The 23,633-nt window shown below is 64.9% G+C and carries 26 protein-coding genes and 1 tRNA gene; 15 read left to right on the top strand and 12 right to left on the bottom strand.

All coding sequences use genetic code 11. The features are described from left to right. Positions 1 to 14: 14 nt before the first annotated feature. The 10 genes from hutI to AC3A43_RS12320 all read left to right on the top strand — a co-directional run bounded on the left by hutI (position 15) and on the right by AC3A43_RS12320 (position 9,818). Positions 15 to 1,226 carry an imidazolonepropionase gene (gene hutI, locus AC3A43_RS12365; protein WP_487792831.1) on the top strand — a complete coding sequence of 404 codons (1,212 nt, stop codon included), beginning with the start codon at positions 15 to 17 and terminating at the stop codon, positions 1,224 to 1,226. Beyond that, positions 1,223 to 2,755 (top strand): histidine ammonia-lyase, encoded by a 1,533-nt coding sequence (gene hutH / locus AC3A43_RS12360; RefSeq protein WP_487792830.1) that lies wholly within the window; start codon positions 1,223 to 1,225, stop codon positions 2,753 to 2,755. The genes hutI and hutH overlap by 4 nt, the downstream gene beginning before the upstream one ends. Then, the gene (gene hutG / locus AC3A43_RS12355) at positions 2,755 to 3,558 is read left to right on the top strand and encodes an N-formylglutamate deformylase (protein ID WP_487792829.1); all 804 of its coding nucleotides are present in this window, start codon (positions 2,755 to 2,757) and stop codon (positions 3,556 to 3,558) included. Before hutH ends, hutG begins: the two co-directional genes overlap by 1 nt. Continuing rightward, complete coding sequence (gene hutU / locus AC3A43_RS12350; protein WP_487792828.1) at positions 3,555 to 5,216, top strand: urocanate hydratase; 1,662 nt, start codon at positions 3,555 to 3,557, stop codon at positions 5,214 to 5,216. Before hutG ends, hutU begins: the two co-directional genes overlap by 4 nt. Positions 5,217 to 5,290: 74 nt before the next feature. Then, a complete protein-coding gene (locus tag AC3A43_RS12345; RefSeq protein ID WP_487792827.1) occupies positions 5,291 to 6,454 on the top strand; it encodes an acyl-CoA dehydrogenase family protein in 1,164 nt (387 codons plus the stop codon). A 4-nt stretch (positions 6,455 to 6,458) separates the two neighbouring features. After that, positions 6,459 to 7,295 (top strand): HTD2 family dehydratase, encoded by an 837-nt coding sequence (locus tag AC3A43_RS12340; protein ID WP_487792826.1) that lies wholly within the window; start codon positions 6,459 to 6,461, stop codon positions 7,293 to 7,295. A 192-nt stretch (positions 7,296 to 7,487) separates the two neighbouring features. Further along, positions 7,488 to 8,012, top strand: a complete 525-nt coding sequence (locus AC3A43_RS12335; RefSeq protein WP_487792825.1) for a hypothetical protein — start codon at positions 7,488 to 7,490, stop codon at positions 8,010 to 8,012. Positions 8,013 to 8,093: 81 nt separating this feature from the next. Further along, on the top strand, positions 8,094 to 8,498 hold the full coding sequence (locus AC3A43_RS12330) for a hypothetical protein (protein ID WP_487792824.1): 405 nt from the start codon (positions 8,094 to 8,096) through the stop codon (positions 8,496 to 8,498). Positions 8,499 to 8,505: 7 nt separating this feature from the next. Then, complete coding sequence (locus AC3A43_RS12325; RefSeq protein ID WP_487792823.1) at positions 8,506 to 9,240, top strand: C39 family peptidase; 735 nt, start codon at positions 8,506 to 8,508, stop codon at positions 9,238 to 9,240. Between the two features lie 8 nt (positions 9,241 to 9,248). Next, on the top strand, positions 9,249 to 9,818 hold the full coding sequence (locus tag AC3A43_RS12320; protein ID WP_487792822.1) for a hypothetical protein: 570 nt from the start codon (positions 9,249 to 9,251) through the stop codon (positions 9,816 to 9,818). Positions 9,819 to 9,913: 95 nt separating this feature from the next. On the opposite strand, the gene AC3A43_RS12315 is transcribed toward AC3A43_RS12320, so the two are convergent. Both AC3A43_RS12315 and AC3A43_RS12310 read right to left on the bottom strand, forming a co-directional pair. Further along, entirely contained in the window at positions 9,914 to 11,350 is a 1,437-nt protein-coding gene (locus AC3A43_RS12315; RefSeq protein ID WP_487792821.1) for a hypothetical protein, read from the bottom strand. Beyond that, entirely contained in the window at positions 11,347 to 12,027 is a 681-nt protein-coding gene (locus AC3A43_RS12310; protein ID WP_487792820.1) for a helix-turn-helix domain-containing protein, read from the bottom strand. The genes AC3A43_RS12315 and AC3A43_RS12310 overlap by 4 nt, the downstream gene beginning before the upstream one ends. Positions 12,028 to 12,385: 358 nt before the next feature. Here AC3A43_RS12310 and AC3A43_RS12305 point away from each other — a divergent pair, with 358 nt between their 5' ends. Continuing rightward, positions 12,386 to 12,652 (top strand): response regulator transcription factor, encoded by a 267-nt coding sequence (locus AC3A43_RS12305; RefSeq protein ID WP_487792819.1) that lies wholly within the window; start codon positions 12,386 to 12,388, stop codon positions 12,650 to 12,652. A 4-nt stretch (positions 12,653 to 12,656) separates the two neighbouring features. Here the strand turns inward: AC3A43_RS12305 and AC3A43_RS12300 are convergent. The 4 genes from AC3A43_RS12300 to AC3A43_RS12285 form a co-directional block, all read right to left on the bottom strand. After that, positions 12,657 to 12,733 (bottom strand) — tRNA-Arg (locus tag AC3A43_RS12300). Between the two features lie 49 nt (positions 12,734 to 12,782). Then, positions 12,783 to 13,250: a DUF1178 family protein gene (locus AC3A43_RS12295; RefSeq protein ID WP_487792818.1), complete on the bottom strand. Its 468-nt coding sequence runs from the start codon at positions 13,248 to 13,250 to the stop codon at positions 12,783 to 12,785. 2 nt (positions 13,251 to 13,252) lie between these two features. Beyond that, complete coding sequence (grxC, locus tag AC3A43_RS12290; RefSeq protein WP_487792817.1) at positions 13,253 to 13,513, bottom strand: glutaredoxin 3; 261 nt, start codon at positions 13,511 to 13,513, stop codon at positions 13,253 to 13,255. Between the two features lie 4 nt (positions 13,514 to 13,517). Further along, the gene (locus AC3A43_RS12285; RefSeq protein WP_487792816.1) at positions 13,518 to 14,399 is read right to left on the bottom strand and encodes a double zinc ribbon domain-containing protein; all 882 of its coding nucleotides are present in this window, start codon (positions 14,397 to 14,399) and stop codon (positions 13,518 to 13,520) included. Between the two features lie 24 nt (positions 14,400 to 14,423). Between AC3A43_RS12285 and AC3A43_RS12280 the strand changes: the two genes are divergently transcribed. Next, positions 14,424 to 15,275, top strand: a complete 852-nt coding sequence (locus AC3A43_RS12280) for a methyltransferase domain-containing protein (protein WP_487792815.1) — start codon at positions 14,424 to 14,426, stop codon at positions 15,273 to 15,275. Here the strand turns inward: AC3A43_RS12280 and AC3A43_RS12275 are convergent. Beyond that, the gene (locus AC3A43_RS12275; RefSeq protein WP_487792814.1) at positions 15,272 to 15,700 is read right to left on the bottom strand and encodes a (deoxy)nucleoside triphosphate pyrophosphohydrolase; all 429 of its coding nucleotides are present in this window, start codon (positions 15,698 to 15,700) and stop codon (positions 15,272 to 15,274) included. The genes AC3A43_RS12280 and AC3A43_RS12275 overlap by 4 nt on opposite strands. A gap of 382 nt (positions 15,701 to 16,082) precedes the next feature. Between AC3A43_RS12275 and AC3A43_RS12270 the strand changes: the two genes are divergently transcribed. Beyond that, positions 16,083 to 16,253, top strand: coding sequence for a Flp family type IVb pilin (locus tag AC3A43_RS12270; RefSeq protein ID WP_487792813.1), 171 nt, complete (start codon positions 16,083 to 16,085; stop codon positions 16,251 to 16,253). Positions 16,254 to 16,352: 99 nt separating this feature from the next. Here the strand turns inward: AC3A43_RS12270 and AC3A43_RS12265 are convergent, their stop codons facing one another. From AC3A43_RS12265 to AC3A43_RS12245, 5 genes are all read right to left on the bottom strand, one after another. Next, positions 16,353 to 17,852 (bottom strand): M48 family metalloprotease, encoded by a 1,500-nt coding sequence (locus tag AC3A43_RS12265; RefSeq protein ID WP_487792812.1) that lies wholly within the window; start codon positions 17,850 to 17,852, stop codon positions 16,353 to 16,355. Positions 17,853 to 17,988: 136 nt separating this feature from the next. Continuing rightward, a complete protein-coding gene (locus AC3A43_RS12260; protein WP_487792811.1) occupies positions 17,989 to 18,936 on the bottom strand; it encodes an acetyl-CoA carboxylase carboxyltransferase subunit alpha in 948 nt (315 codons plus the stop codon). A gap of 9 nt (positions 18,937 to 18,945) precedes the next feature. Beyond that, positions 18,946 to 19,869 carry a tyrosine recombinase gene (locus tag AC3A43_RS12255; RefSeq protein ID WP_487792810.1) on the bottom strand — a complete coding sequence of 308 codons (924 nt, stop codon included), beginning with the start codon at positions 19,867 to 19,869 and terminating at the stop codon, positions 18,946 to 18,948. Then, on the bottom strand, positions 19,862 to 21,682 hold the full coding sequence (locus AC3A43_RS12250) for a hypothetical protein (RefSeq protein WP_487792809.1): 1,821 nt from the start codon (positions 21,680 to 21,682) through the stop codon (positions 19,862 to 19,864). Before AC3A43_RS12250 ends, AC3A43_RS12255 begins: the two co-directional genes overlap by 8 nt. Continuing rightward, a complete protein-coding gene (locus tag AC3A43_RS12245) occupies positions 21,679 to 22,077 on the bottom strand; it encodes a hypothetical protein (protein ID WP_487793055.1) in 399 nt (132 codons plus the stop codon). Before AC3A43_RS12245 ends, AC3A43_RS12250 begins: the two co-directional genes overlap by 4 nt. On the opposite strand from AC3A43_RS12245, the gene AC3A43_RS12240 reads away from it, so the two are divergent. Both AC3A43_RS12240 and aroB read left to right on the top strand, forming a co-directional pair. Beyond that, the gene (locus tag AC3A43_RS12240) at positions 22,025 to 22,510 is read left to right on the top strand and encodes a shikimate kinase (RefSeq protein ID WP_487792808.1); all 486 of its coding nucleotides are present in this window, start codon (positions 22,025 to 22,027) and stop codon (positions 22,508 to 22,510) included. The genes AC3A43_RS12245 and AC3A43_RS12240 overlap by 53 nt on opposite strands. Next, positions 22,498 to 23,592, top strand: a complete 1,095-nt coding sequence (aroB, locus tag AC3A43_RS12235; RefSeq protein WP_487792807.1) for a 3-dehydroquinate synthase — start codon at positions 22,498 to 22,500, stop codon at positions 23,590 to 23,592. Before AC3A43_RS12240 ends, aroB begins: the two co-directional genes overlap by 13 nt. The last annotated feature ends 41 nt before the right edge of the window (positions 23,593 to 23,633 follow it).

Raw genomic sequence — 23,633 nt, 5'->3', positions numbered from 1 at the left:
TATGTCTAGACATAATGGCGCATTCGAACGACACTGTCCAGATGGAGCAACGCTGGAAGAACGCCCGACTCGCAACGATGGCCGATGGTGACCTCGGCCTGATCGACGATGGCGTGGTGGACGCGAAGGACGGCCGGATCGTCTATGCCGGACCGGCCGATGGCGCGCCAACCGCAGCGGGAACCGTCCATGATTGCAAAGGCCGGCTGATCACCCCCGGCCTGATCGATTGCCACACGCACCTCGTCCACGGCGGCAATCGCGCGAACGAATGGGCGATGCGGCTGGCGGGCGCGAGCTATGAAGAGATTGCGCGTGCGGGCGGCGGCATCGTATCGACGATGCGCGCGACGCGCGAGGCGAGCGAGACCGATCTGGTCGAGTCCGCGCTACCCCGTCTCGATGCGCTGATCGCCGAGGGGGTTACGACGATCGAGATCAAATCGGGGTACGGCCTGTCGACCAAGGACGAACTCAAGATGCTGCGCGCCGCCCGCGCGCTTGCTGGCCAGCGGGATATCCGCGTCGAGCCGACCTTCCTCGGCGCGCATGCGCTGCCCCCCGAATATAAGGGCGACAGCGACGCCTATATCGATCTCGTCGTGGGAGAAATGATCCCCGCCGCCGCGCCGCTCGCGACCGCGGTCGATGCCTTTTGCGAAGGCATCGGCTTCTCGCCCGCGCAATGCGCCCGCGTGTTTGCGGCGGCGCAGGCACACGGCCTCGCGGTCAAGCTTCACGCCGAACAATTGTCCGCGCTTCACGGCAGCGCGCTCGCGGCGCTACACGGCGCGTTGTCGGCCGACCATCTGGAACATGCCACCGACGACGATGTTCGCGCGATGGCTGCGGCGGGCACCGTCGCGGTGCTGCTGCCCGGCGCTTATTATTTCATGCGCGAGACCCAGCTGCCCCCGATCGACGCGATGCGCCGCCACGGTACGCGCATCGCGCTCGCGACCGATTGCAACCCCGGCACCTCGCCGACGACTTCGCTGCTGCTGATGCTCAATATGGGCGCAACGCTGTTCGGACTGACCGTGGTCGAGGCGCTGCGCGGGGTGACGGTCCATGCCGCCGCCGCGCTCGGCCTCGGTGCCGAGATCGGGACGCTCGAGCCCGGAAAGGCCTGCGACCTCGCCATCTGGGACGTCACCGACCCCGCCGAGCTCGTCTACCGCATCGGCTTCAACCCGCTTCACCAACGTATCAAGGACGGACAATGATCATCACCCCCGGCGCCATGACGCTCGCCGACTGGCGCGCGATCTACGAAGGCGCGAGCGCGACGTTGAGCGCCGATGCATGGACCGCGATCGACGCGAGCGCCGCCGCGGTCGCGCGGATCGTCGCCAAGGGCGCGCCTGTCTATGGCATCAACACCGGCTTCGGAAAGCTCGCGAGCGTGCGCATAGCCGACGACGATCTGACGACGCTCCAGCGCAACATCGTGCTCAGCCACGCCGCAGGCACCGGTGCCCCCTCGCCCGTTCCCATTGTGCGGCTGATGATGGCGCTGAAACTCGCGAGTTTCGGCATGGGCGCGTCGGGTGTGCAGCGGACGACGGTCGCGATGATCGAAGCGATGCTGGCAAAGGGCCTGACTCCCGTTGTTCCGTCGCAGGGTTCTGTCGGCGCAAGCGGTGACCTCGCGCCCTTGTCTCACATGGCGGCGGCGATGATCGGCGTCGGAGCAATCGAAGTCGGCGGCAAAACCCTGCCCGCCGCCGACGCGCTCGCGCAGGCGGGCCTTGCCCCGCTCGACCTCGGCCCCAAAGAAGGCCTCGCGCTCCTCAACGGCACGCAGTTTTCGACCGCCAACGCGCTCGCGGGCCTGTTCCGCGCCGAAACCGTGTTCCGCTCGGCGCTGATCACCGGCGCGCTGTCGACCGAGGCCGCAAAAGGCTCCGACGCGCCCTTCGACGCGCGTATCCATGCGCTGCGCGGCCACGCGGGGCAGCGCGAGGTCGGCGACACGCTGCGCACATTGATGGCAGGATCGGCGATCCGCGCCTCGCATGCCATCGACGACCCGCGTGTGCAGGATCCATACTGCCTCCGCTGTCAGCCGCAGGTGATGGGCGCGGTGCTCGACCTGCTGCGGCAGGCTGCGACGACGCTCGGGATCGAGGCGAACGGTGTATCGGACAATCCGCTGATCTTCGCCGGCGCTGGTCCGTTTGGGGACGAAGCGCTGTCGGGCGGCAATTTCCACGCCGAGCCCGTCGCCTTCGCCGCCGACATGATCGCGATGGCGCTGTGCGAGATCGGTTCGATTTCCGAACGCCGCATCGCGATGCTCGTCGATCCCGCGCTCTCGGGCCTCCCCGCCTTCCTGACCCCGCGCCCGGGCCTCAACTCGGGCTTCATGATCCCGCAGGTCACCGCCGCCGCACTGGTCAGCGAGAACAAGCAGCGCGCCTATCCCGCCAGCGTCGATTCGATCCCGACTTCGGCTAATCAGGAGGATCATGTCTCGATGGCGGCGCACGGCGCGCGCCGCCTGCTCGAGATGGCCGACAATGTCAGCGCGGTGATCGGCATCGAACTGCTCGCCGCGTGCCAGGGCATCGACTTCCACGCGCCACTGAAATCGAGCGATGCGCTGGAGGCGGCGCATGAACATCTGCGCGCCAAGGTGCCGACGCTCGAAGACGACCGGCATTTCCATCCCGATATGGAGTCTGCCACCGCGCTGATCCGTTCGGGCAGCCTCGTCGCTGCGGTCCCGGCAGACCTGCCGGGCCTCGCCTGATGGACTGGCTGCGCGTCCATCGCGGCGACGCGCCGCTCGTGATCGCCTTCCCGCACGGCGGCACCGACCTCGCCGGGCTCGACGAGCAGTTCGTCTCGCTCTGGCATGCGCAGATCGACACCGACTGGTGGATCGCCGAGCTTTACGCCTTCGCTGCCAACCTCGGTGCGACGCTTGTCGCGACCGATATCTCGCGCAGCGTGATCGACATGAACCGCGATCCGTCGGGCGCTTCGCTTTACCCCGGGCAGGCGACGACCGAACTGTGCCCGACGACGACCTTTGACGGCGAGCCGCTCTATCGTTTCGACGCGCCGGACGAGGCCGAGATCATGCAGCGGCTGCATCTCTATCACCGGCCCTATCACGATACGCTGACTCAGGAACTCGACCGGCTGAAAGCCGCGCACGGCCGCGTCGTCCTCTACGACGCGCATTCGATCCGCAGCCACGTCCCGCGCCTGTTCGGCGGCGAACTGCCGCAATTCAACATCGGCACCAACGACGGCGGGACCTGTGCGCCCGAACTCGAAACCATCATCGCGAACATTTGCGCCGCGAGCGGCAGGAGCCACGTCGTCAACGGCCGCTTCAAGGGCGGCTGGACGACGCGCCACTACGGCCGACCCGACGACGGCATCCATGCGATCCAGATGGAGCTGGCACAGCGCGGCTACATGGCCGAGCCCGCTGAAATCACCCACGCCAACTGGCCCTCCCCCATCGATCCGACCCCCCCGATCCGGCCCGTGCTGGAGCAAGTGATCGCCGCGACCCTCGATTTTGCGAAAGGACAACAATGACCCGCCTCGATAATAGCCGCGTGATCCGCCCGGCAACCGGGACCGAGATCAGCGCGAAAAGCTGGCTCACCGAAGCGCCGATGCGGATGCTGATGAACAATCTCCATCCCGATGTCGCCGAAGCGCCGCACGAACTGGTGGTCTATGGCGGCATCGGCCGCGCTGCGCGCGACTGGGAGAGCTATGACAAGATAGTCGAAACGCTGAAGCGGCTCAATGACGATGAGACCCTGCTCATCCAGTCGGGCAAGCCCGTGGGCGTGTTCCGCACCCACACCGATGCGCCGCGCGTGCTGCTGGCCAACTCGAACCTCGTCCCCGAATGGGCGAACTGGGATCATTTCCACGAGCTCGATAAAAAGGGCCTGATGATGTACGGCCAGATGACCGCGGGCAGCTGGATCTATATCGGCAGCCAGGGCATCGTCCAGGGCACTTACGAAACCTTTGTCGAGATGGGCCGCCAGCATTATGGCGGCAGCCTTGCGGGCCGCTGGCTGCTGACTGCCGGCCTCGGCGGCATGGGCGGTGCGCAACCGCTCGCAGCGGTGATGGCGGGCGTGAGCTGCCTCGCGATCGAATGCCAGCCGAGCCGCATCGAAATGCGCCTGCGCACCGGCTATCTCGACAAGCAGGCATCGAGCATCGACGAGGCGATCGCGATGATCGAGGCGAGCCATGCCGAGGGCAAGCCTATATCGGTCGGCCTGCTCGGCAACGCCGCCGAAATCCTGCCCGAGATGGTCCGCCGCGGCATTCGCCCCGACCTGCTCACCGACCAGACCTCAGCGCACGACCCGGTCAACGGTTATCTCCCCGCGGGCTGGACCCTCGATGAGTGGTTTGCAAAGCGCGAGAGCGATCCGGCCGCGGTCGCCAAAGCCGCGAAAGCTTCGATGGCGGTACATGTTCAGGCAATGCTCGATATGCAGGCGGCGGGCGTGCCGACGACCGACTATGGCAACAACATTCGTCAGGTCGCGAAGGACGAGGGCGTCTTAAATGCCTTCGATTTCCCGGGCTTTGTTCCCGCCTATGTCCGCCCGCTCTTCTGCCGCGGCATCGGCCCGTTCCGCTGGGTGGCGCTGTCGGGTGATCCCGAGGATATCTACAAGACCGACGCCAAGGTGAAGGAGCTGCTGCCCGACAATAAGCATCTTCACAACTGGCTCGACATGGCACGCGAGAAAATCCAGTTTCAGGGCCTGCCCGCGCGCATCTGCTGGGTCGGGCTCGGCGACCGCCATCGGCTCGGCCTCGCGTTCAACGAAATGGTGGCGTCGGGCGAATTGAAAGCTCCCATCGTCATCGGCCGCGACCATCTCGACTCGGGCTCGGTCGCCAGCCCCAACCGCGAGACCGAAGCGATGCGCGACGGTTCGGATGCGGTCAGCGACTGGCCTTTGCTCAACGCCCTCCTCAACACCGCATCAGGCGCAACCTGGGTGTCGCTGCATCATGGCGGCGGCGTCGGCATGGGTTATTCGCAGCATAGCGGGATGGTGATCGTTGCCGACGGCACGCCCGAAGCCGCGAAGCGTCTCGAACGCGTGCTGTGGAACGACCCCGGCACCGGCGTGATGCGCCACGCCGACGCGGGATATGATATCGCAATCGATTGTGCGCGCGAGAAGGGCCTCGATCTGCCGAGCATCTAACGTTTGTTTCAGTTGCACCGAAACAGCTTCGCATTCTAAGGCTCTCCCCGACGATCAGGGGAGAGCCAGACGCCGTGTCCGAAGCCCAGCCGCAAAGCCATCCCGAAATCCGCGAAGCCGTGCGCCGCCTGTGCGCGGGCTTTCCCGGCGAATATTGGCAAAGGCTCGACCGCGACCGCATCTACCCCACCGAATTCGTGCGCACGCTGACCGAAGCGGGTTTCCTGTCGGTCCTGATCCCCGAGGAATATGGCGGCTCGGGCCTCGGCCTCGGCGCGGCGACCGCGGTGCTCGAGGAAATTCATCGTTCGGGATGCAATGGTGGCGCTTGCCATGCGCAGATGTACACGATGGGCACATTGCTCAAACATGGGTCGGAGGCGCAGAAGCAGGCCTATCTACCCGCCATTGCCAGCGGCGAGCTCCGCCTGCAAGCGTTCGGCGTGACCGAGCCGACTGCCGGCACAGACACTACGCGCATCCGCACCTTCGCCAAAAGGGTCGGCGACAAATATGTCGTCAACGGACAGAAAATCTGGATCAGCCGCGCCGAACATTCGGACCTGATGGTCCTGCTGTGCCGCACCACTCCGCGCGATGAATGCGCGAAGTCGTCCGACGGAATGAGCGTCTTGCTCGTCGATATGCGCGCGGCGCAAGGCAAGGGCCTTACCATCCGCCCCGTGCGCACGATGCTGAACCATGCGACGACCGAACTGTTCTTCGACGATCTTGAGGTGCCCGCCGCGAGCCTGATCGGCGAGGAAGGCAAGGGCTTTCGCTATATCCTGTCGGGCATGAACGCCGAGCGCATCCTGATCGCGTCCGAATGTATCGGCGACGGGCGCTTCTTCATCGACCGCGCCACCGCCTATGCCAAGGATCGCGAAGTCTTTGGCCGCGCGATCGGCGAGAATCAGGGCGTCCAGTTCCCGATCGCGCGCGCCTATGTCCAGATCGCCGCCGCCGCCGAAATGGTCGACAAGGCCGCGGGCCTGTTCGATGCCGGGCAGGATGGCGGGACCGAGGCCAATATGGCCAAGATGCTCGCATCCGAAGCGAGCTGGTATGCCGCCGACATGTGCGTGCAGACCCACGGCGGCTTCGGCTTTGCCGAGGAATATGACATCGAGCGCAAGTTTCGCGAGACGCGCCTCTATCAGGTCGCGCCGATCAGTACGAACCTGATCCTCAGCCACGTCGCGACCCACGCGCTCGGCCTGCCCAAAAGCTTCTGAGCCGATGGACGATTTTTCCGCCTGGGTGGGCCGCCGCGAAACGCGGCACGACACCGCCACCGCTGCGCCGCTCGCAGGCTTCGCCGCGCTGCTCGATCAGGACATGTCCGTCTGGAACGGCAAGGTTCCACCGCTCGGCCACTGGCTCTATTTCCTGCCCGACGCGCTTCAGTCGGCAATCGGCGCGGATGGCCATCCGCGCCGTGACGATAAAGGCTTGCTGCCTCCGGTCCCCCTCCCCCGCCGCATGTGGGCGGGCGGGCGCGTCGAATTTCTGTCGCCTATCCCCGTCGGTGCCGCGCTGACCCGCGTGACCACGATCGATGCGATCAAGCCCAAGCGCGGCGCGAGCGGCGACCTGCTGTTCGTAACGCTGCGCCACGAGATCACCGCCGACGGCGTGGCGGCGATCCGCGAGGAACAGGACATTGTCTATCGCGAACCTGCGACAAGCGCGCCAGCGCCAGCGCCAGACGCCCCAACCCGGGCCGAACCCGCCGACGCGGTCCGCCGCATCGTGCCCGACCCGGTGCTGCTGTTCCGCTACTCGGCGCTAACCTTCAACGCGCACCGGATCCATTACGATCGCGACTATGCCCGCGATGTCGAGGGTTACGCAGGGCTGGTGGTCCACGGCCCGTTGATCGCAACGCTGTTGATCGACCAGGCGCAGCGCATCGCACCCGACATCGCTCCGCGTCATTTCAGCTTCCGCGCCGAGGCACCATTGACCGACGGCGCACCCTTCGATCTTTGCTTCGTCCGAGCGGGGGACGGCGCACGGCTGTGGGCGCGCGATGCCGCAGGCCGGACGACGATGCGCGCCGACATGGCGGGCTGACGCCGGGCAAATCAACCCACCGAGATCATCTGGGTATTTCTCCACCCCCGACATTGCCAATTCGCAAAGCGGCCCCTGCGCCGACGGATCATGATCGCCTTGTTCGCACCGATGCGGACGGAGTCGGGGAGGATCCGCAACAGCAATGCCATTCGGCATCGCGCGCCATCCCCTTTTTTAAGGAGAGAAGTCATGATCAAGAAAGTCATGCTGGCGGTGTCGACGCTGGCGCTCGCCGCGACGGCCGCACCGGCCTTCGCGCAACAGAATCAGGACAATGACAACGCCACCAATGGCGCCGCAGGCGGCATCGGCAACGACACCACTGTCGTCAATGACCTGATCGACCTGTTCGTTCAGGACAATGCGGCCGACACCTTTTCGGACGACGATCAGGACAATGACGGCAATGGCTCGGGCAACGGCAACACGGCCGTCGTTGCGATCCAGGCGCTGACCGCGACCAACAGCAACAGCCAGCTCGACGAAGTCGTCGATCTGGACGGCGAAGACGGCACCGAAACGGCCGTTGGCTATAACAGCGGCGGCAACAACGTCAGCGGCAACGCTTTCGCGGCCTATGCCGGCATCCTCAATGCCGCCTGGAATACGGGCATCAACTCGAACGCCCAGGCAGCCACCAACATCGCGGCGCAAGGCACCGTCAGCTTCGGCGACAGTGCTCCGGCTGCTGCTGGCGGCGGCGACCCGGACTAATAAGTCCCCCCGGATGGCCGGCCCGGCACCACTGGCGGGCCGGCCATTTCCCGACGTTTCGCCCTCAAGGAGCGCCTAGTCATGAAACCCCCGATCGTCCCGGTCCTGCTCGTCCTGGCAGGCTTGTCCGTGCCTGTGTCGGCGCAGATGCCTCCCCCCGATGCGGCTCCGCTCGTAACCGAGGCCGTCCCGGTCGACGCCTTGGTGGTTCCGGCAATCGCGGTGCCGCTCGAGCGCAAATCGCCGATGCTGAACGATAACGAGCTTGAGACGCTGCGCGGTGGTCAGTCGCTCGTGATCACCAACCAGACGATGGAGTCAATCGTCAGCGGCAACGTGCTCAAGGGCGACTATACGGCAGGCGCGGTAACCCTGAGCGATTTCGCCCTGTCCAATTTCAACGGTGTCGGCAACCTGCTGATCAACACCGGCGCCCAGGTCAGTGCCCAGAGCGGCATGAACCTGACGATCAATCTGGGCGACTGAGCGCGCCATGCGGGCCCTGCGCACCTTGATCGCGGGCCTGCTGTGCGCTGTCGCCGCGGCGCCTGCCGCCGCCGAGGTCCGGCTGACCGGACCCGAAACCGGCGGCAACTATCAGCTTCATGTTATGACCTGGTGGGATATTCCGTTTCGTACCGTCGTTCGCCAGCGCTATGATTTCAGCTGCGGCTCGGCAGCGGTCGCGACCTTGCTCACTTATCATTATGGCGCTCCGACGTCGGAGGCGATGCCGTTCCGCGAGATGTGGAAACTCGGTGATCGCGAAGCGATCCGCAAGGTCGGCTTCTCGATGCTCGACATGAAAAATTATCTCGCGTCGCGCGGCTATCGCGCCGAGGGCTTTCGGCTCACAGCGGAGCAGCTCAAGCAAGTAAAGCGCCCGACGATCGTCCTGATGGACCTGAAGGGCTTCAAGCATTTCGTCGTGATCAAGGGGGTGCAGAACGATCGCGTGCTCACCGGCGATTCGGTGCTCGGCCTGAACGAATATTCGCTTAAGGATTTCGAAGAACATTGGAACGGAATCGCGCTGGCAATCGTCGAGGGCGGACAGAAGCGCCCTTCCTTCAATCTCGCCGGCGACTGGGGTCCCTGGTCGCAGGCACCGCTCGAAAAAGACGGGTCGCTCCATGTTTCGGCGGGCGACCTCACGAACCACCTCCCCCCCCAGTATCAGCTGTCGCCGCAGGTCCTGCTCGATGTGCGCGTCGGTACCGTGAAATGAGATTGACCATGTCCCCACGCTTTCTCCTCCTCCTCGCCGCTGCCCCCGCGCTGCTTGCAGCGAGCGAGCCGCCGGGCGACGATCCGCTTCTCGTTGCGGCGACGGTGCCGGACGAGGTTCTTGCCACGCAGCGGGGTGGTTTCGCCTTTCAAGGCATGGTGATCGCGTTTGGCGCTGACATCCGAAGCTTCGTGAACGACGAACTCGCATTGCGCACGGTCGTCAGCTGGACCCCGCAGGGGTCGACGATCGAGCGCTTCGTGTCGCCGGCGCTGACCGCGGTCGACGCGGCGCAGATCCAGGGCGGCATCCTGACCAGCGGCGGCATCACCATGCGCGTCGGCAACGAACAGGTGTTCCTCGCCAACAACGGCCAGACCGCCCTGATCCAGAGCACCGACGCGATCCAGAATGTGCTGATCAACACCGCAAGCAACGTCTCGCTGAACCAGCAGGTCGATGCCGTGCTCGACCTCAGCGGCTATGAAGGCTTCCGCGATGCACTGGCATCCACGCGAATGAGCGATGCGATCGGCGCCGTGATGGGCGCGCAGACGGTCGGCGCACTCGGCAACTGAACGACCCCCCGTCCCCGTTTCGACGGGGACGGTTCACCTAAGCCCCGCCTTTCGTTGGCGGGGCTTTCTTTATATTGGCTGGGTCAGCTTGGGAATTATAGCTTCCCGCCGAACGGCATGCGCAGCGTGATCGACACATCGGGCGCATCCTCGGTCACCCCGATTTCGAAGCCAAGGTTGATCACGTCGCGCTGCGTCAGGCGGTACGACATGCCGAAATTGAGCGAGCCGACGTGGAGATAGTTGGATTTCTGGTTCGTATCGCCGACTTCGGTCTTGGTCGGAAAGATATAATTATGCCGGTATCCGAGCGAGAAGGAGAAGCGCGGGTTGAGCGCGAACCCAAAGCCGATATTGGCCGAAACTGCATCGCCCGGATCGACGCGCCCGATCATCACGTCGCCGACCAGTTCGTTTACGTCGCGCGGAATGTGATAAAGATAGGCCACCCCGCCATAAATCACCGCGGGATCCGACGGCATCAGGAAATTGAGCCCTGGCTGAACCGCCCAGAAACCCGACCCGGTGGCCAGCCCGGTCGCAACGCCGAATTCGTCATAGCCGACTTCGAAGGGTCCTTTGCCCGTGTCCGATTTGACGCGCAGCGTCCCGACGAAGATCGGCTTTTGCCCGATCGGACGATTGAATTGATAGCGCAGCGAGAATTCGGCATCGCCAATTCCGTCCTCGCGCAGCGCGATCGACCGGACAATACCCTCATCGCGCTGCTGGACGACCTCGATCCGGTCGTTGCGATAAAGATAGGGTATTCGCACTTCGGCCTCGAGGCGGTCACTGATCCCGTAACGTAACGACGCTGTACCGACCAGCGTGTCGCGGTCGGCGTCGGTTGCCTCGATCAGGCCGATCTGGATGCCGGGGATCAGTTCGATTCCGCGGAAAACCAGGCGGTTGGTCGACGAGCGCGTATATTCGAAAGAGGGTTCGAAAATCAGATGGCCGGCGCGCGTCAGCACCCCCTGCCCTTCGGGAACCGCGGCAACACGCTGTTCGGGCGACTCGCTTGGTGGCGGCGCTTCGCCGACAGGCGCGTCGGGGAGTGCGACCGTGTCGCTGCCCACGCCGGGCAACGCCGGGCCGGGTCCGACGCCTTGTCCCATACCGGTTCCGCGGAAGAGATCGAGCGGTGCCTCGGCGAGCGCGAAGGACGATAGCCGATCGACCTGCGCCTGTTGGGTAATAAGCTGTCCCTGCATCTTCACTATCTGTTGCCGTTGCTCGGCCAGCATCACGTTTTGCTGATCGATCAGCGCGCGCTGTTCGGCAATGATCCGGCGTTGTGCGTCGATCTCGCTCTCGACGTTCGCAGCGGGCGGCGCGTCGGCAATTCCTGACGCCTCAGCAGCCGCATTCCAGGTCGGTGCGGTGTCGAGGAAGGGAAGCGTTTCGCACAGACATTCGAGAGCTGGGGCTTCATGCGCCTCGGCTTGCGCAGGCATGAAAACGGCCGACAGCCCGGCCGCCGCAACGCCCATATGGCGCAGTACGAGTGGGGACGACAGGTTGCTCATGCGCCCGCCTCCTGCCCGGAGAATGTTCGCCGCGGCCGTATGGCACCCATATGGTCGATCGCCACCCCCATCTCCTCGCCCGCGATCGCGCGCAGCCCGTCGAGGTCGACCAGCCGACACAATTGCGGCCCTTCCAGTTCGATCAGCCCCTGACGGACAAAGCCCGAGATCGTGCGGCTGACCGTATGGATGGTGAGGCCCAGATGATCAGCGATATCGCCGCGCGTCATCGGCAAGGGAATGCTGCCCAGCGAGGACAATCGTTTCGCCGCGATCAACAGAAACGCCGCCACGCGTTCATTGGCGTTGCGGCGGCCGAGCAGGAAGATGCATTGATTCGCGCTGTCCAGCGCACGTTCGAGCGCGCGGTTCTGCCCGAACGAATCGGGGTCGCCGTTCAGCGCCGGACGGCGGCTCAGGATCGTGTTAGTGACTGCTTCGGCCGCGGCGTCGCGCGACCCATATTCGACTCCGAAAACATCACCCTGATAGAAAAAACCCGTCAGCTGGCGGTGCCCGTCGACATGAAAATGACAGGTTCGGACGGTGCCAGAGATGACTTCGAACCAGCAATCGCCAGGATCGCCCTGCGAGAAGATGATCTCGCCCTTACGAAATTTTAGGATGGTATCCTGCGGTATAGACCCGCGCTGAAACTCTGCCGATAGACCTTGCACGCCACGTCTCCAATCTGGAATTGGTATTTGCGGCGACCCCATTTGCGAGTCTCATCTGCCTTTGCGCCTGACGAATCCATCCGGGTAAAGACCTAGGAATTCGTGTGTATGAATGGCGTAGCAAAAACACTTACGTAAATTTTCTTAGCATTTTCGAATAGATTTAGACTGAATTTCAGTAGTATAGACGTATTGGCACAGAAAGTGTCTGCATATACTTAATTAGCTTAGCTTAATTGCTAAACAGCGCGCAAAGGGATATCATCGAAGCCAGAGCAGGTGGGTTGCGGCGTTGCCGCACAAAAGATGCTCGTCGGTCGCACCGTGTCTACGCCTTGGGGTATCAGGGGATTGCGCCGTGCATCAAAACGCTTTGAACGTCGAACCGCATTTGACCTTTCGTGAGCATCAAATACTGGAATTGGTCGCTGTAGGCTGCTCGGCCAAGCAGATCGCGATCGAGATAAATATAGCGCCGCGAACCGTCGAACGGCATATCGAGAATGTGCGTCTGAAACTGAATGCCCGGAACCGGGCGCATCTGATTACCCAAGCCATGCATCTGGGGCTGCTGGTCATCGAAACGCCGTCGCCGGAAGAACCGACCCTCTTCGCACTCAAATGACCGGTGGTGCACCCGACTGGATTCGAACCAGTGGCCCCCAGATTAGGAATCTGATGCTCTATCCTGCTGAGCTACGGGTGCGCCGCCGTTCGTGTAGCGGCGGCGGATGCAAAGCGTCAATCGGGATGGGTCAATTGGTCGCCTCTGGCGGCACGATCGGCACGAGCAAAGGCATCGCGGCAATCCCGTCGTCGCGCAGCGCCTCTGCCTCCTCGGGCGAGGCCTGCCCGTGGATCAGCTTCTCGGCCGCACGCCCTTCGTGCATTGCGCGGGCGGCGTCGGCGAAATCGCGCCCCACCCATCGCGATTGCGGCAGCATTTCGGCCTGCTTCGCGGCGATATCCGCGAGCAGCTTGCGGACCAGTTCGGGGGACGGTCCGCCGGCATCGGACGGCTTGGCGGGCGTCTGAGCGATAGCCTGGCGGTTGGACTTGGCGCCGACCCGCGGCGCCATCACCGCCTTTTTGACATCGTCATCGCCGCACACCGGACAGGCAATCAGCCCGCGCGCCTGCTGGTCGGAAAAGCTTTCGCTGCTCGCGAACCAGGCTTCGAAGCGATGGTCCCCCACGGCGCAACAAAGGTCGAAGACAATCAAGCTCAGCCCAGCCCGAGCAGCGGATCGAGCCCGCCGCGTGCATCAAGCGCCGCCAGATCGTCGCTGCCGCCGACATGTTTGCCGTCGATGAAAATCTGCGGGACGGTGCGCGCGCCTCCCGCACGTTCGACCATCGCGTCAAACCCGGGCCGATCCATCGTCAGGTCGATTTCCTGATATTCGACGCCCTTGCGCTCGAGCAGCGCCTTCGCGCGCGAGCAATAGGGGCAAAGGAATTTGGTAAAAACTTCGATCTTGGCCATGCGGCTATCCTGTCATCTGTTGGTCTGTCATATCGGAATCCAACGAAGCAAAGTCAAATATGTTGCCCGTCATCAGCGCGTCCGGAACGACCCGGGCCCAGGTCAGCGCGGAAACCCGCGTCGCGCCGCTGCGACGTAAGGCGCGCGCAGCCGCACGCAGCGTTGCGCCGCTGGCATGGACGTCGTCGACCAGCACCAGATGCCGGCCCGCCACGCGCGTTTTTGCGTCACCCGCCAGCGCGAATGCCCCGGCAACGATGCGATCGCGTTCGCGCCGCCCTTTCCCGCGCAGCGATGCGGTCGCCTTGATCCTGAGCAGCAGATGATGGTCGCGCGGCGCGCCCGTGAGGCGCGCGAGTTCGTCCGCCACCAGCGCCGCCTGATTGAAGCCGCGCGACCAGAGCCGCCAGCGGTGCAGCGGGACCGGCACCAGCAGCATTGTGTCGGCCTCCCCCAGTGTCGCCAGCTGTCGCGCCATCAACTGCGCCATCAATCGGGCATGCCCTGTCCGCCGGCCATATTTGAGCCGCAGCGCGACGGTGCGTGCGACAGGACCATAAGCAAGCGCAGCGGGCGCGCCGTCGAACGGCGGCGGAGTCGCAAGGCACGCCCCGCAGGCGATCGGCGCGCCCGCGAGCGCGGTGGGAAGCGGGATCGAGCAGTGCAGACAGGACGGCCCGCCCATGAAATCAAGCGACGACCAGCAGGTCAGGCAAAACTGGCGATCTTCGCTGACGATGATGCCGCAACCGGGGCAGCGCGGGGGCAGCGCATAATCCACGATCGCACGCGCTGCGACGCGCAAGCCGCCGAACAACCTGCCGGTCGGCGCATCTTCTTTTCCGGCATCCCCCGTCGCACTCGCCATCCCCGACTTGTGAAGCATCGCCGGGGACGGCACAAGCGGCGCATGTCGCAATCCCCCCGCCCGCTTTTCTCTGCCGCCCGCCACCGTGCCCAGCGCGACCGCCTGGCGCGCCTTCCCGCATCCGCCAATTTCCTGGCGCCGATCATCGCCGAAACCCTGCTCGATCGGCTGGCGATGGTGACGCGCGAATTTCCGCGCGCCTTGCTCATCGGTGCGCATGATGGCGCGCTCGCGCACCATCTGCGCGCGCTCGGCACCGACCTGACCATCGCCGAGGCAGGACCGCGTCTTGCGGCCCAAAGCGGCGCCATCATGGTCGAGGCCGACGCCATCGACCTGCCCTTTGCCAGTTTCGACCTCATCGTCTGGCCCGGCGGGCTCGACAGCGTCAACGACGTTCCCGGCGCGCTTGTCCGCCTGCGCGCCCTGCTCGCGCCCGACGGCTTGCTGCTCGGCACCTTTGTCGGCGACGGCAGCCTCCCCCGGCTTCGCCGCGCGGTGATGACCGACGGGGTGCGGTCGATCGCGCGGCTGCATCCGCAGATCGACCTCGCCGCGATGGGCAATCTGCTCCAGCGCGTCGGCTTCACCATGCCCGTCGTCGACGTCGAGGCACTGACGGTGCGATATGGCGACTGGTTTGCGCTCGCGCGCGATTTGCGCGCCGCGGGTCTTTCCAGCCGCCTCGCACCCGCTCCGCCGCCACTGACGCGCGAAGAGTCCGTACGGATCGCCGCTGCTTTCGAAAGTCAGGCCGATCCCGATGGCCGCATCGGCGAAGCCTTCCGCCTTGTCCATTTCAGCGGCTGGGCGCCGCATCCCGACCAACCGCAACCGGCGCGGCGCGGCAGCGGCACCGCTTCACTCGCCGAAGCCTTAAAGCCGAAGACCTAGATCAACGCCTCCAGCAGGCCGATCAACGGCTTGTCGGCCGGCGGCATGTCGAGGGCGTGCAGTTCGACCGGACGCACCCAGCGCAGCGCGCTGGCGTGCTGCGCGACCGGCGTTCCACGCCATTTCCGGCATACGTATAACAGCAACAGCAGATGCTTGTCGCCGAGTGCCTCGCTCGCGAAACAGGCCGGCGCCAGGCAGGCATGATCGACATCGATTGCCAGTTCCTCGCCCAGTTCGCGGATCAACGCTTGCTCCGGCGTTTCGCCGGGTTCCAGCTTGCCACCCGGGAACTCCCACAGCCCGGCCATCGACAGGCCCTGGGGACGCTGCTGGACCAGCAGTCTTCCGTCGCGATCGACGAGCGCCGCCGCGACGACAATGAGCAAGCTTTTTGGCGGTTTTCCGGGTGTAAGCGCGGACAAATTATTAACCTTCCTGTGTGAATATGGGCACCCTCGGGAACTATAATTTCAGTCAGGGGTGGAACAATGCGAAAGTTTTACAGGCTGATGCGGTCGACCAGGGCCGCCACAGCCGTCGAATACGGGCTGATCCTGGCCCTTGTCTTTCTGGCGGCTGTCGTTGCCGTGGGCAATGTCGCCAATTCTACAACCAACATGTGGGGCAAGGTCTCAACCGCCGCCGAGACGAATATGTAGCGTTGCGGCGGCTGTCCCTTTTCAGGACCGCGGCTCCGCAGCGCCCTCGGCGCCATTAAGATTTTCAAAACCTATTCGCCCTAAACCCCCAGATGTTGACCAAGACCAGACCGTCAACAGGGTAAGTGAAATCAGGAGACCAGTCATGAAGTTCATCAAAAAGTTCGTCCGCAACACCGAAGCCGCCACCGCCATCGAATATGGCCTGATTGCGGCCCTGATCGCCGTCGCCGGCATCACCGCAATGGGCGCAGTCGGCAACAGCGTCAGCAACACCTTCACCGACGTTTCGTCGGAACTCGACAAGGAGCGTTAAGCTCATTGCCTCGCGCACCGCTTATCGCGATGCGCGGGCAAGTCGGAAAGGGCGGTGGAGCAATCCACCGCCCTTTTTCGTGCATCCTGTAAAAAGCCGCTACCGGCTGGCGTAAACGACGATCTTGACCTTCTGCCCGGGGGTCAGCCGGCTCGACGCGCTGAGCCGGTTGAGCACCTGAAACCGCTCAGCCTGATAATTGCTGTACGCCATCCGCCGGGCAAGGCTGGCCATCGTATCGCCGCGGCCGACGGTCACGACATCGATCCGCCGCGGCTTGATCGCCGCGGCTTCCGCGACGCTCAGGCGCCGGACGCTGTTGAACATCGAATTGAACGCGCTCGCGCCGCCAGCCTGTGTCAGCGTGACGAAATGGAACGCGCTGCTGCGCGAGAATTCATAAGCAAAAATGGTGACGTCGACCTGCCCCGACTGGGTGTTGACCCGCGCCGTCGAATAGGACGCCGGGATGCCGCCGACGGTGGTACGCTGGATCGCACCGGGGCTGATCGTCGCATTGCCCGCCACCGCCTTGAACGCGGCGGTGATATAGGCGTTCATGTCACCATTATATGGACCGGTCGTAAATTGCGCCTGGCCGCCGTTGCCGCTGATCGATACCGCGTCGACGCCATTTTGCATGCCATAGCCGTTTGGCACCGTAAATTTGAGCCGCAGGTCGGGATGCAGAAACTCATTGCCCTCGACCACACCCTGCGCGGGATCGTCGCCGTAAAGAATATTGTCCACCGACGCCAGAAAGGCCTCGGCATTACGCGTCCCGCCGCTTCCGCCAACGCGGCTCGCCAGCGTCTGCGCATTGCGGACGCGCGATGCGGGGTCGGGGTGCGTACTGGCCCACGCGGGCAGCGAGCGCGCATCGCCGCCCGAAAGCCGCGCGTCGAGGGTCGTCTGGTTGGCGAGACTCGTCAGCATCGTCGACAGCGCCAGCGGGTCATACCCCGCGCTGCGCAGATACTGGACGCCAAGCTGGTCGGCCTGCAATTCCTGGGCGCGCGAAAAGCCGAGTGTCGCCATTTGCGCAACCTGCATCGAATTATTCTGGAGCAACCCGCCAAGCCCGCCGAGCAGGCCGCCATTGTCGCCGATCGCGCCGCCCAGCACCGCGCCGAGGACGCCGAGAATCTGGTTGCGCGTCGCCGCCGACTGGCGCTTTTTGCTGTGCTGCGCAGCGACATGGCCGACCTCGTGCCCGAGCACCCCCGCCAGTTCGGCCTCGTCGTTCATCAGCGCCATCAGTTGCCGCGTGACATAGACATAGCCGCCAGGGATCGCGAACGCGTTGTTCACCGGCGAGTTGAGCAGGGTTACGGTGAAATCGCTCGGAGAGCGCGACAGGCCCGACTGGACCGCGATATTCTGCCCGATGCGGTTCACATAGGTCGCCTGCGGCCCGTTATAAGCACCGCCGAATTCGGCCATCAGCTGCGGGTGCGCGTCGGTGCCCTGCTTGCGTTCGGCCGGCGAAATATTCGTCGCGGTCTTGATCGCCTTCAACTGCGCGTCGGCGGCGCCGGCGACCGCAATTCCGCCCATCGCCAGCATCGCTGCCAGTCTTTTTCCGGTCTTCCAGCTCATCGAAATGCCTCCCACTCTATTCTTTGGTCAGGGTATCCCCGTCGCACGACAACGCAAGCCACGCGGTGAATCGCGGTCGGCCGATTTTCGAAAAGGGAACGCGATAACCCGCGATCGGGTTCCACGAGAGCCGCGTCTAAGCGCGGCCCATCGCAAGGAATTTTTCCTCGCGCGCGGCAAGGATCTTGTCACGCGGCAGGCCCGACAAAGCGTCGAGTTCCTGCGCAATCGCGTCGCCCAGCGCCGCAATCGCGACTTCGGGGGCACGGTGTGCGCCACCGACGGGTTCAGGGACGATCCGGTCGATGACTTTCAGGCCCATCAAGTCCTGCGCCGACATCTTCATCGCCGCGGCGGCATCGGCCGCCTTGTCCGACGTGCGCCACAATATCGACGCGCAGCCCTCAGGCGAAATCACCGAATAGACCGCATGTTCAAACATCAGCACGCGGTTCGCGGCCGCGAGCGCGATCGCGCCTCCCGAGCCGCCCTCACCCACGACCGCGGCGACCATCGGCACGCCCAGCGCAAGGCACTGCTCGGTCGAGCGCGCAATCGCCTCGGCTTGCCCGCGCTCTTCGGCCTGAATGCCCGGAAACGCGCCCGACGTGTCGACGAGCGTGACGACGGGCAGGCCGAAGCGGTCGGCAAGCTGCATCAGGCGGATCGCCTTGCGATAGCCCTCGGGCTTTGCCATCCCGAAATTATGCTTCATCCGCGACGGGATATCGTCGCCCTTTTCGTGGCCGATGACCATGACGCGGCGGCCGCGAAAACGCGCCATCCCGCCCAATATCGCCTGATCGTCGCCGAAATTGCGGTCGCCGGCGAGCGGCATCCAATCGTCGAACAGGCCGGCGACATAATGTTTGAAATGCGGACGGTCCGGGTGGCGCGCGACCTGCGTCTTTTGCCAAGGCGTCAGTTTTGAATAGATTTCGCGCAGCAATTTCGAGGACTTATCCTCGAGCCGGGCGATATCATTGTCGATGTTGAGCGTGGGATCGTCGCCCATTTCGCGCAGTTCGGCAATCTGGCGATCGAGCGCCGCGACCTGTTTTTCGAAGTCCAGAAAGGCTGTCATAGGGGAGCGCTAGGACGATGGCGTCTCAAGGTCAACGCTGGCTGTACGGTCGGGCATCTGCGCGAGCGGGTGACGGCGGTTGACCAGTTCGACGAGGCGGCGGCTGTCGACATGGGTATAGATTTCGGTCGTGGCGATATCGGCGTGGCCGAGCATCAGTTGCAGCGCGCGCAGATCGGCTCCCCCCTCGAGCAAATGGGTCGCAAAGGCGTGGCGCAGGACATGCGGGCTGATCGCGGTCGGATCGAGCCCGGCGCGCGCCGCCAGCTCGCGCAGCATCTGGAACAGCCGGACGCGCGAGATATGCGCCTTGCCCGATGGGAACAGCCACGGCGACGCATCGGTCAGAAGCGGCAACCAGCGATCGAACGCATCGCGCGCGCGCTCGGACAGCGGCACCAGCCGCTCCTTCTCGCCCTTACCGCGGACGATCAGATATTCGCGTTCGCCGGCGACAGCCCGCCGCGGCAGCGAGACCAGCTCGGTCGCGCGAAGCCCCGAACCGTAAAGCAGCTCGAGCAGTAACAGCATGCGCACGGCATTGGCAGGCGCGGCCTCGCCGTCGGCCTCCCCGCCCGCCTGCTCGAACAATCGTTCGACGTCCGAGTGCGTCAGGATTCGCGGCAGCGGACGACGCGTTGCTGGCCGCGCGATATCTAGCGCCGGATTGTCGGCGCGCTCGCCTTCATCGAGCAAGAAAGCGAAGAACTGGCGCAGCGCCGACAATTTGCGTGCTGCGCTGCTCGCGGCCAGCGACTGATAATCCGCCATTAATTTGCGCAAGGCGGCCGCATCTGCCTCGAACAGCGGCCCCTTGCCCCACTCGGCCGCCTGCTCCAGATCGCGGCGATAGGCGGCCAGCGTATTGCGCGAGGCCCCGCGTTCAGCCGCCATCATTTCGAGAAAGCGGTCGATCAGCGCTTCGTCAGACACGCACCAACGCTTCGGCGGCGATCATCCGCGCTTCGGCCGCAAGCCCCACCTCACGCAGCGCCCGGACAATATAATAGAGATGATAGGGCGGCACATTCGACCATTCGCCCTGCATTCCCGCTGCCGCAAGCAAGGCGACCATCCCCGGCTCGCGGCGCTCGGCCGCCGCCATGATCGCACGCGACCAACGCGTCTGCTTGCCAAGGTCGACCTCCAGATCGCTCGCCGCCGACGCTGCCGCGCTCGCATCGAGCCGTCCAAGACCGGCGAGACCCGCCAAGAGGAACTTCGACCGCAGCGCATCGGCGCTGTCGTCGTCGCCCGCAAACTGTCCGACCGCGCCCGCGCTCATGCCCGTAAGCGGCCGCGGCGACCCCACGGCGAGCACGCCCCACGCCCGGCTGCCGATCGAAACGGTCGGGACCCATGCGATGGCATTTTCGTCGTAACCGCCAGCGAGCATCGATCCCATCAGCTGCCAGGGGTCGGCCCCGACATCGGTATTGGCTGGCAAAGCCGCCGCGGCGCGCGCGGTGGCGACCATCGCGGCATAACGCTGCGTCGGGTTGCCCGTGTCCGTACCCCAAAGGCGCTCCATCGCCGCATAACGATCGACGCCGCTTGCGAAGCGAAACGCACCGCGAAGCTGGTCGGTCTGGTTTGCGAGCGCCTCGGCGGGTTCTTCCTCGCTCGCCGCGGCGCTCAACAGCGACACATAGGCCTCGCTCGACAACACGCCGCGCGCGGCCGCTTCGGGCGCCGCGGCGACACGGCTTGCCATATCGGTCATGGGCGCCAGCACCGCCCAGCTTTTGATATTGGATGGCGCCGATGTCCGCAGCGCCTCGGGAACCGGGATCGCAGTCGCGGTGGCCATACCGAAACGCCAGCTCGTCAGACGGTCGACATTGTCCCACTCGATCGTCGTCGAGCGGCGGCCGCTGCCCGTCGCGCCGAGCACGCGTTCGGCGAGCAAGATATCGAAGTTCGAGATTTTGCCGCTGGACCGCACCCGGCCGATCGCCCAGCCCGCAGGGCCCGCTTCGCCCGACAGGCCCGAACAGATCGCGGCCGACAACCGCCATGCCTGCTCGTCGCCATGGGCGAGGCCTGCAGGCACATAGGGGCACATCCCCGCCGGATCGGCATTGGCAAGATAGGTCTGCTGTGCCGCGGCGACGAGGCGCGGGCTCGCGCGATCATAATCGACCGACTGGACGATCCAGCGCGCGGCAATCGATTCGCCCATGCGAAGCAGCAGCGAGGCGCGATCGGCCGCCAGATCGGCGCCGTTGATCGTGACCGGCGTATCGATCGCCGAGGCGAGCGAGCGGCGAAGCAATATCTGGCCCCAGCGCGATGCGAACTGGCCATTGGTCTTGCGCATGATCGCGGCGGCATATTGGCCGCGCACGCCGAATGCATCGGGAGCAAGCCCGCCGGTTTCCGGGGTCAGCGGCCCGATGCGGGTGAGCAGGCGGCGCGCACCGGGCGGCAGGTCGTATTTCAGCCCGCCCGATGCGACCTCCTCGCCTTCCTCGGCATCCTCGCCCTCTTCGGCGGACGCGCTCACGGTGGTGGTGCTCAGCGTCGGGGCAACCGGCGGCGGCGAGGCGCCATTTTTGGGGGTCGAGCCGGGTGTCGGCGTCGCACTGGGCGACGGCGTCGGCGACGGGCGCGGAGCGGGCGTGTCGGCGGGGTTGCCGAAGCCTTCGGGCAACAGCGATTCCTGCGCGAGCGCGGGCAGTACCAGCGCGGCGGCCATGGCGGTTCCCGACAAGCCCAGCGTGAGCGACAGTGTTTTCATCTTCATTGCGGTGCGCTTTCGGCAATCTTGTCGGTCACGTCCACCTCAATCGTTCGCGGCTCGATCGGCCGACCCAGGAACAGCAGGAACAGAAAGAAAGCCACCAGAACCAGCGCCAGCACGATCAATCGTGCAATCCAGCGCCCTTTTCCCGATCTGCCTTTCGCGCGCAATGTCCAATGCCTGCCGTTCGTCCCATTACGCGCGTGCAGCAAAAACATTGTCCCGCGCGCCTTGGGCGGTATAGCCGCGCGCACCATGTCGCGAAACCCGAAAAGCCCGGGCCCAATTTCTTCTGGGGCCATCCCCGCGTCGATCCGCGAACGGTCGATCGTGCTCGTGGGGCTGATGGGGTCCGGGAAATCGACGATCGGCCGCCGTCTCGCGCAAAGGTTGGGCATGCGGTTTGCCGATGCCGACGACGAGATCGAACGCGCCGCCGACACGACGATTTCGGATATTTTCGCCAGGTTCGGCGAGGCGCATTTTCGCGATGGCGAGCGGCGGGTGATCGCGCGCCTGCTGGCGGGCAAGCCGATGGTGCTCGCGACCGGCGGCGGCGCCTTTATCAACGACGAAACGCGCGCGCTGATCTTGCAGGACAGCCTCTGCATCTGGCTCGACGCCGATATCGCAACGCTGGTCGAGCGCGTCGGACGCCGCAGCCATCGCCCGCTGCTCAAGAACCGCGACCCCGGCGAAGTGCTGCGCGAGCTGGCAGCGGTCCGCAACCCCATCTATGCCGAGGCGCATCTGCGCATCAGTTCGGCGAGCACGCCGCACGACCATACGGTGCGCAACATTCTGGAGGCGCTGTCGCAATGGAAAGCCTGACCGTCGAACTCGGCAGCCGCAGTTACCCGATCCTGATCGGCGATGGTCTTATTCGCGGCATCGGCGAGCATGTCGCACCGTTGCTCAAGCGCCCGCGAACGATGATCGTCACCGACAGCCATGTCGCCGAACAATATCTGGTCCCGCTCGGCACCGCGCTGGGGATAGAGAGCATATCCTTCTCCTCCTTCGTCCTCGAACCCGGCGAAGGCACGAAGAGCTGGGCCGGCCTGGCGCGCCTGACCGAATGGCTGATCGGCGAAGGCGTCGAGCGCGGCGACCATGTGATCGCCCTCGGCGGCGGCGTGATCGGCGACCTCGTCGGTTTTGCGTGCAGCATCGTCAAGCGCGGCTGCAACTTCATCCAGGTGCCGACCACTTTGCTTGCGCAAGTCGACAGCAGCGTCGGCGGCAAGACCGCGATCAACGTCGCCGCGGGCAAGAATCTGATCGGCGCCTTTCACCAGCCCGCGCTCGTCGTGATCGATCCGACGACGCTCGAAACGCTGCCGCGCCGCGAACTTGGCGCTGGCTATGCCGAAGTCGTAAAATATGGCCTGATCGACGACGCGGACTTCTTCGCCTGGTGCGAGGCGCACGGTGCCGCCCTGCTCGCCGGAGACAGCGCGGCTCGCCACAAGGCGATTTCCCACAGCGTCGCCGCCAAGGCGCGCATCGTCGCGGCCGACGAGCGCGAAACGCAGGACATTCGTGCGTTGCTCAACCTCGGCCACAGCTTCGGCCATGCGCTCGAGGCCGAGACCGGCTATTCGGACCGGCTGCTCCATGGCGAGGCGGTCGCGGCGGGCATGGTGCTCGCGCACCAATTCTCGGCCGCGAAGGGCCTCTGCTCTGCCGAAGACGCGGCGCGCGTCCGCGACCATCTGGCCAGCGTCGACCTGCCGCACAGCCTTGCCAGCGCGGGCGTCAACACCGACGGCGCGACTTTGGCCGGCCATATGGCGCACGACAAGAAGGTTCGCGGCGGAAAGCTGCCGCTGATCCTGACGCGCGGCATCGGACAGAGCTTCGTCACCGAAGACTATGGTCTTGAGGCCGTCGCGGCCTTTCTGGACGGGTAAGGCGCCCACTGCCGATCCCGATCTCATTGGGTAACCCCCAC

The sequence above is a fragment of the Sphingopyxis sp. Soil_C_28 genome (genome assembly GCF_057657055.1).
This window is presented reverse-complemented; position numbering and strand designations above follow the sequence as displayed.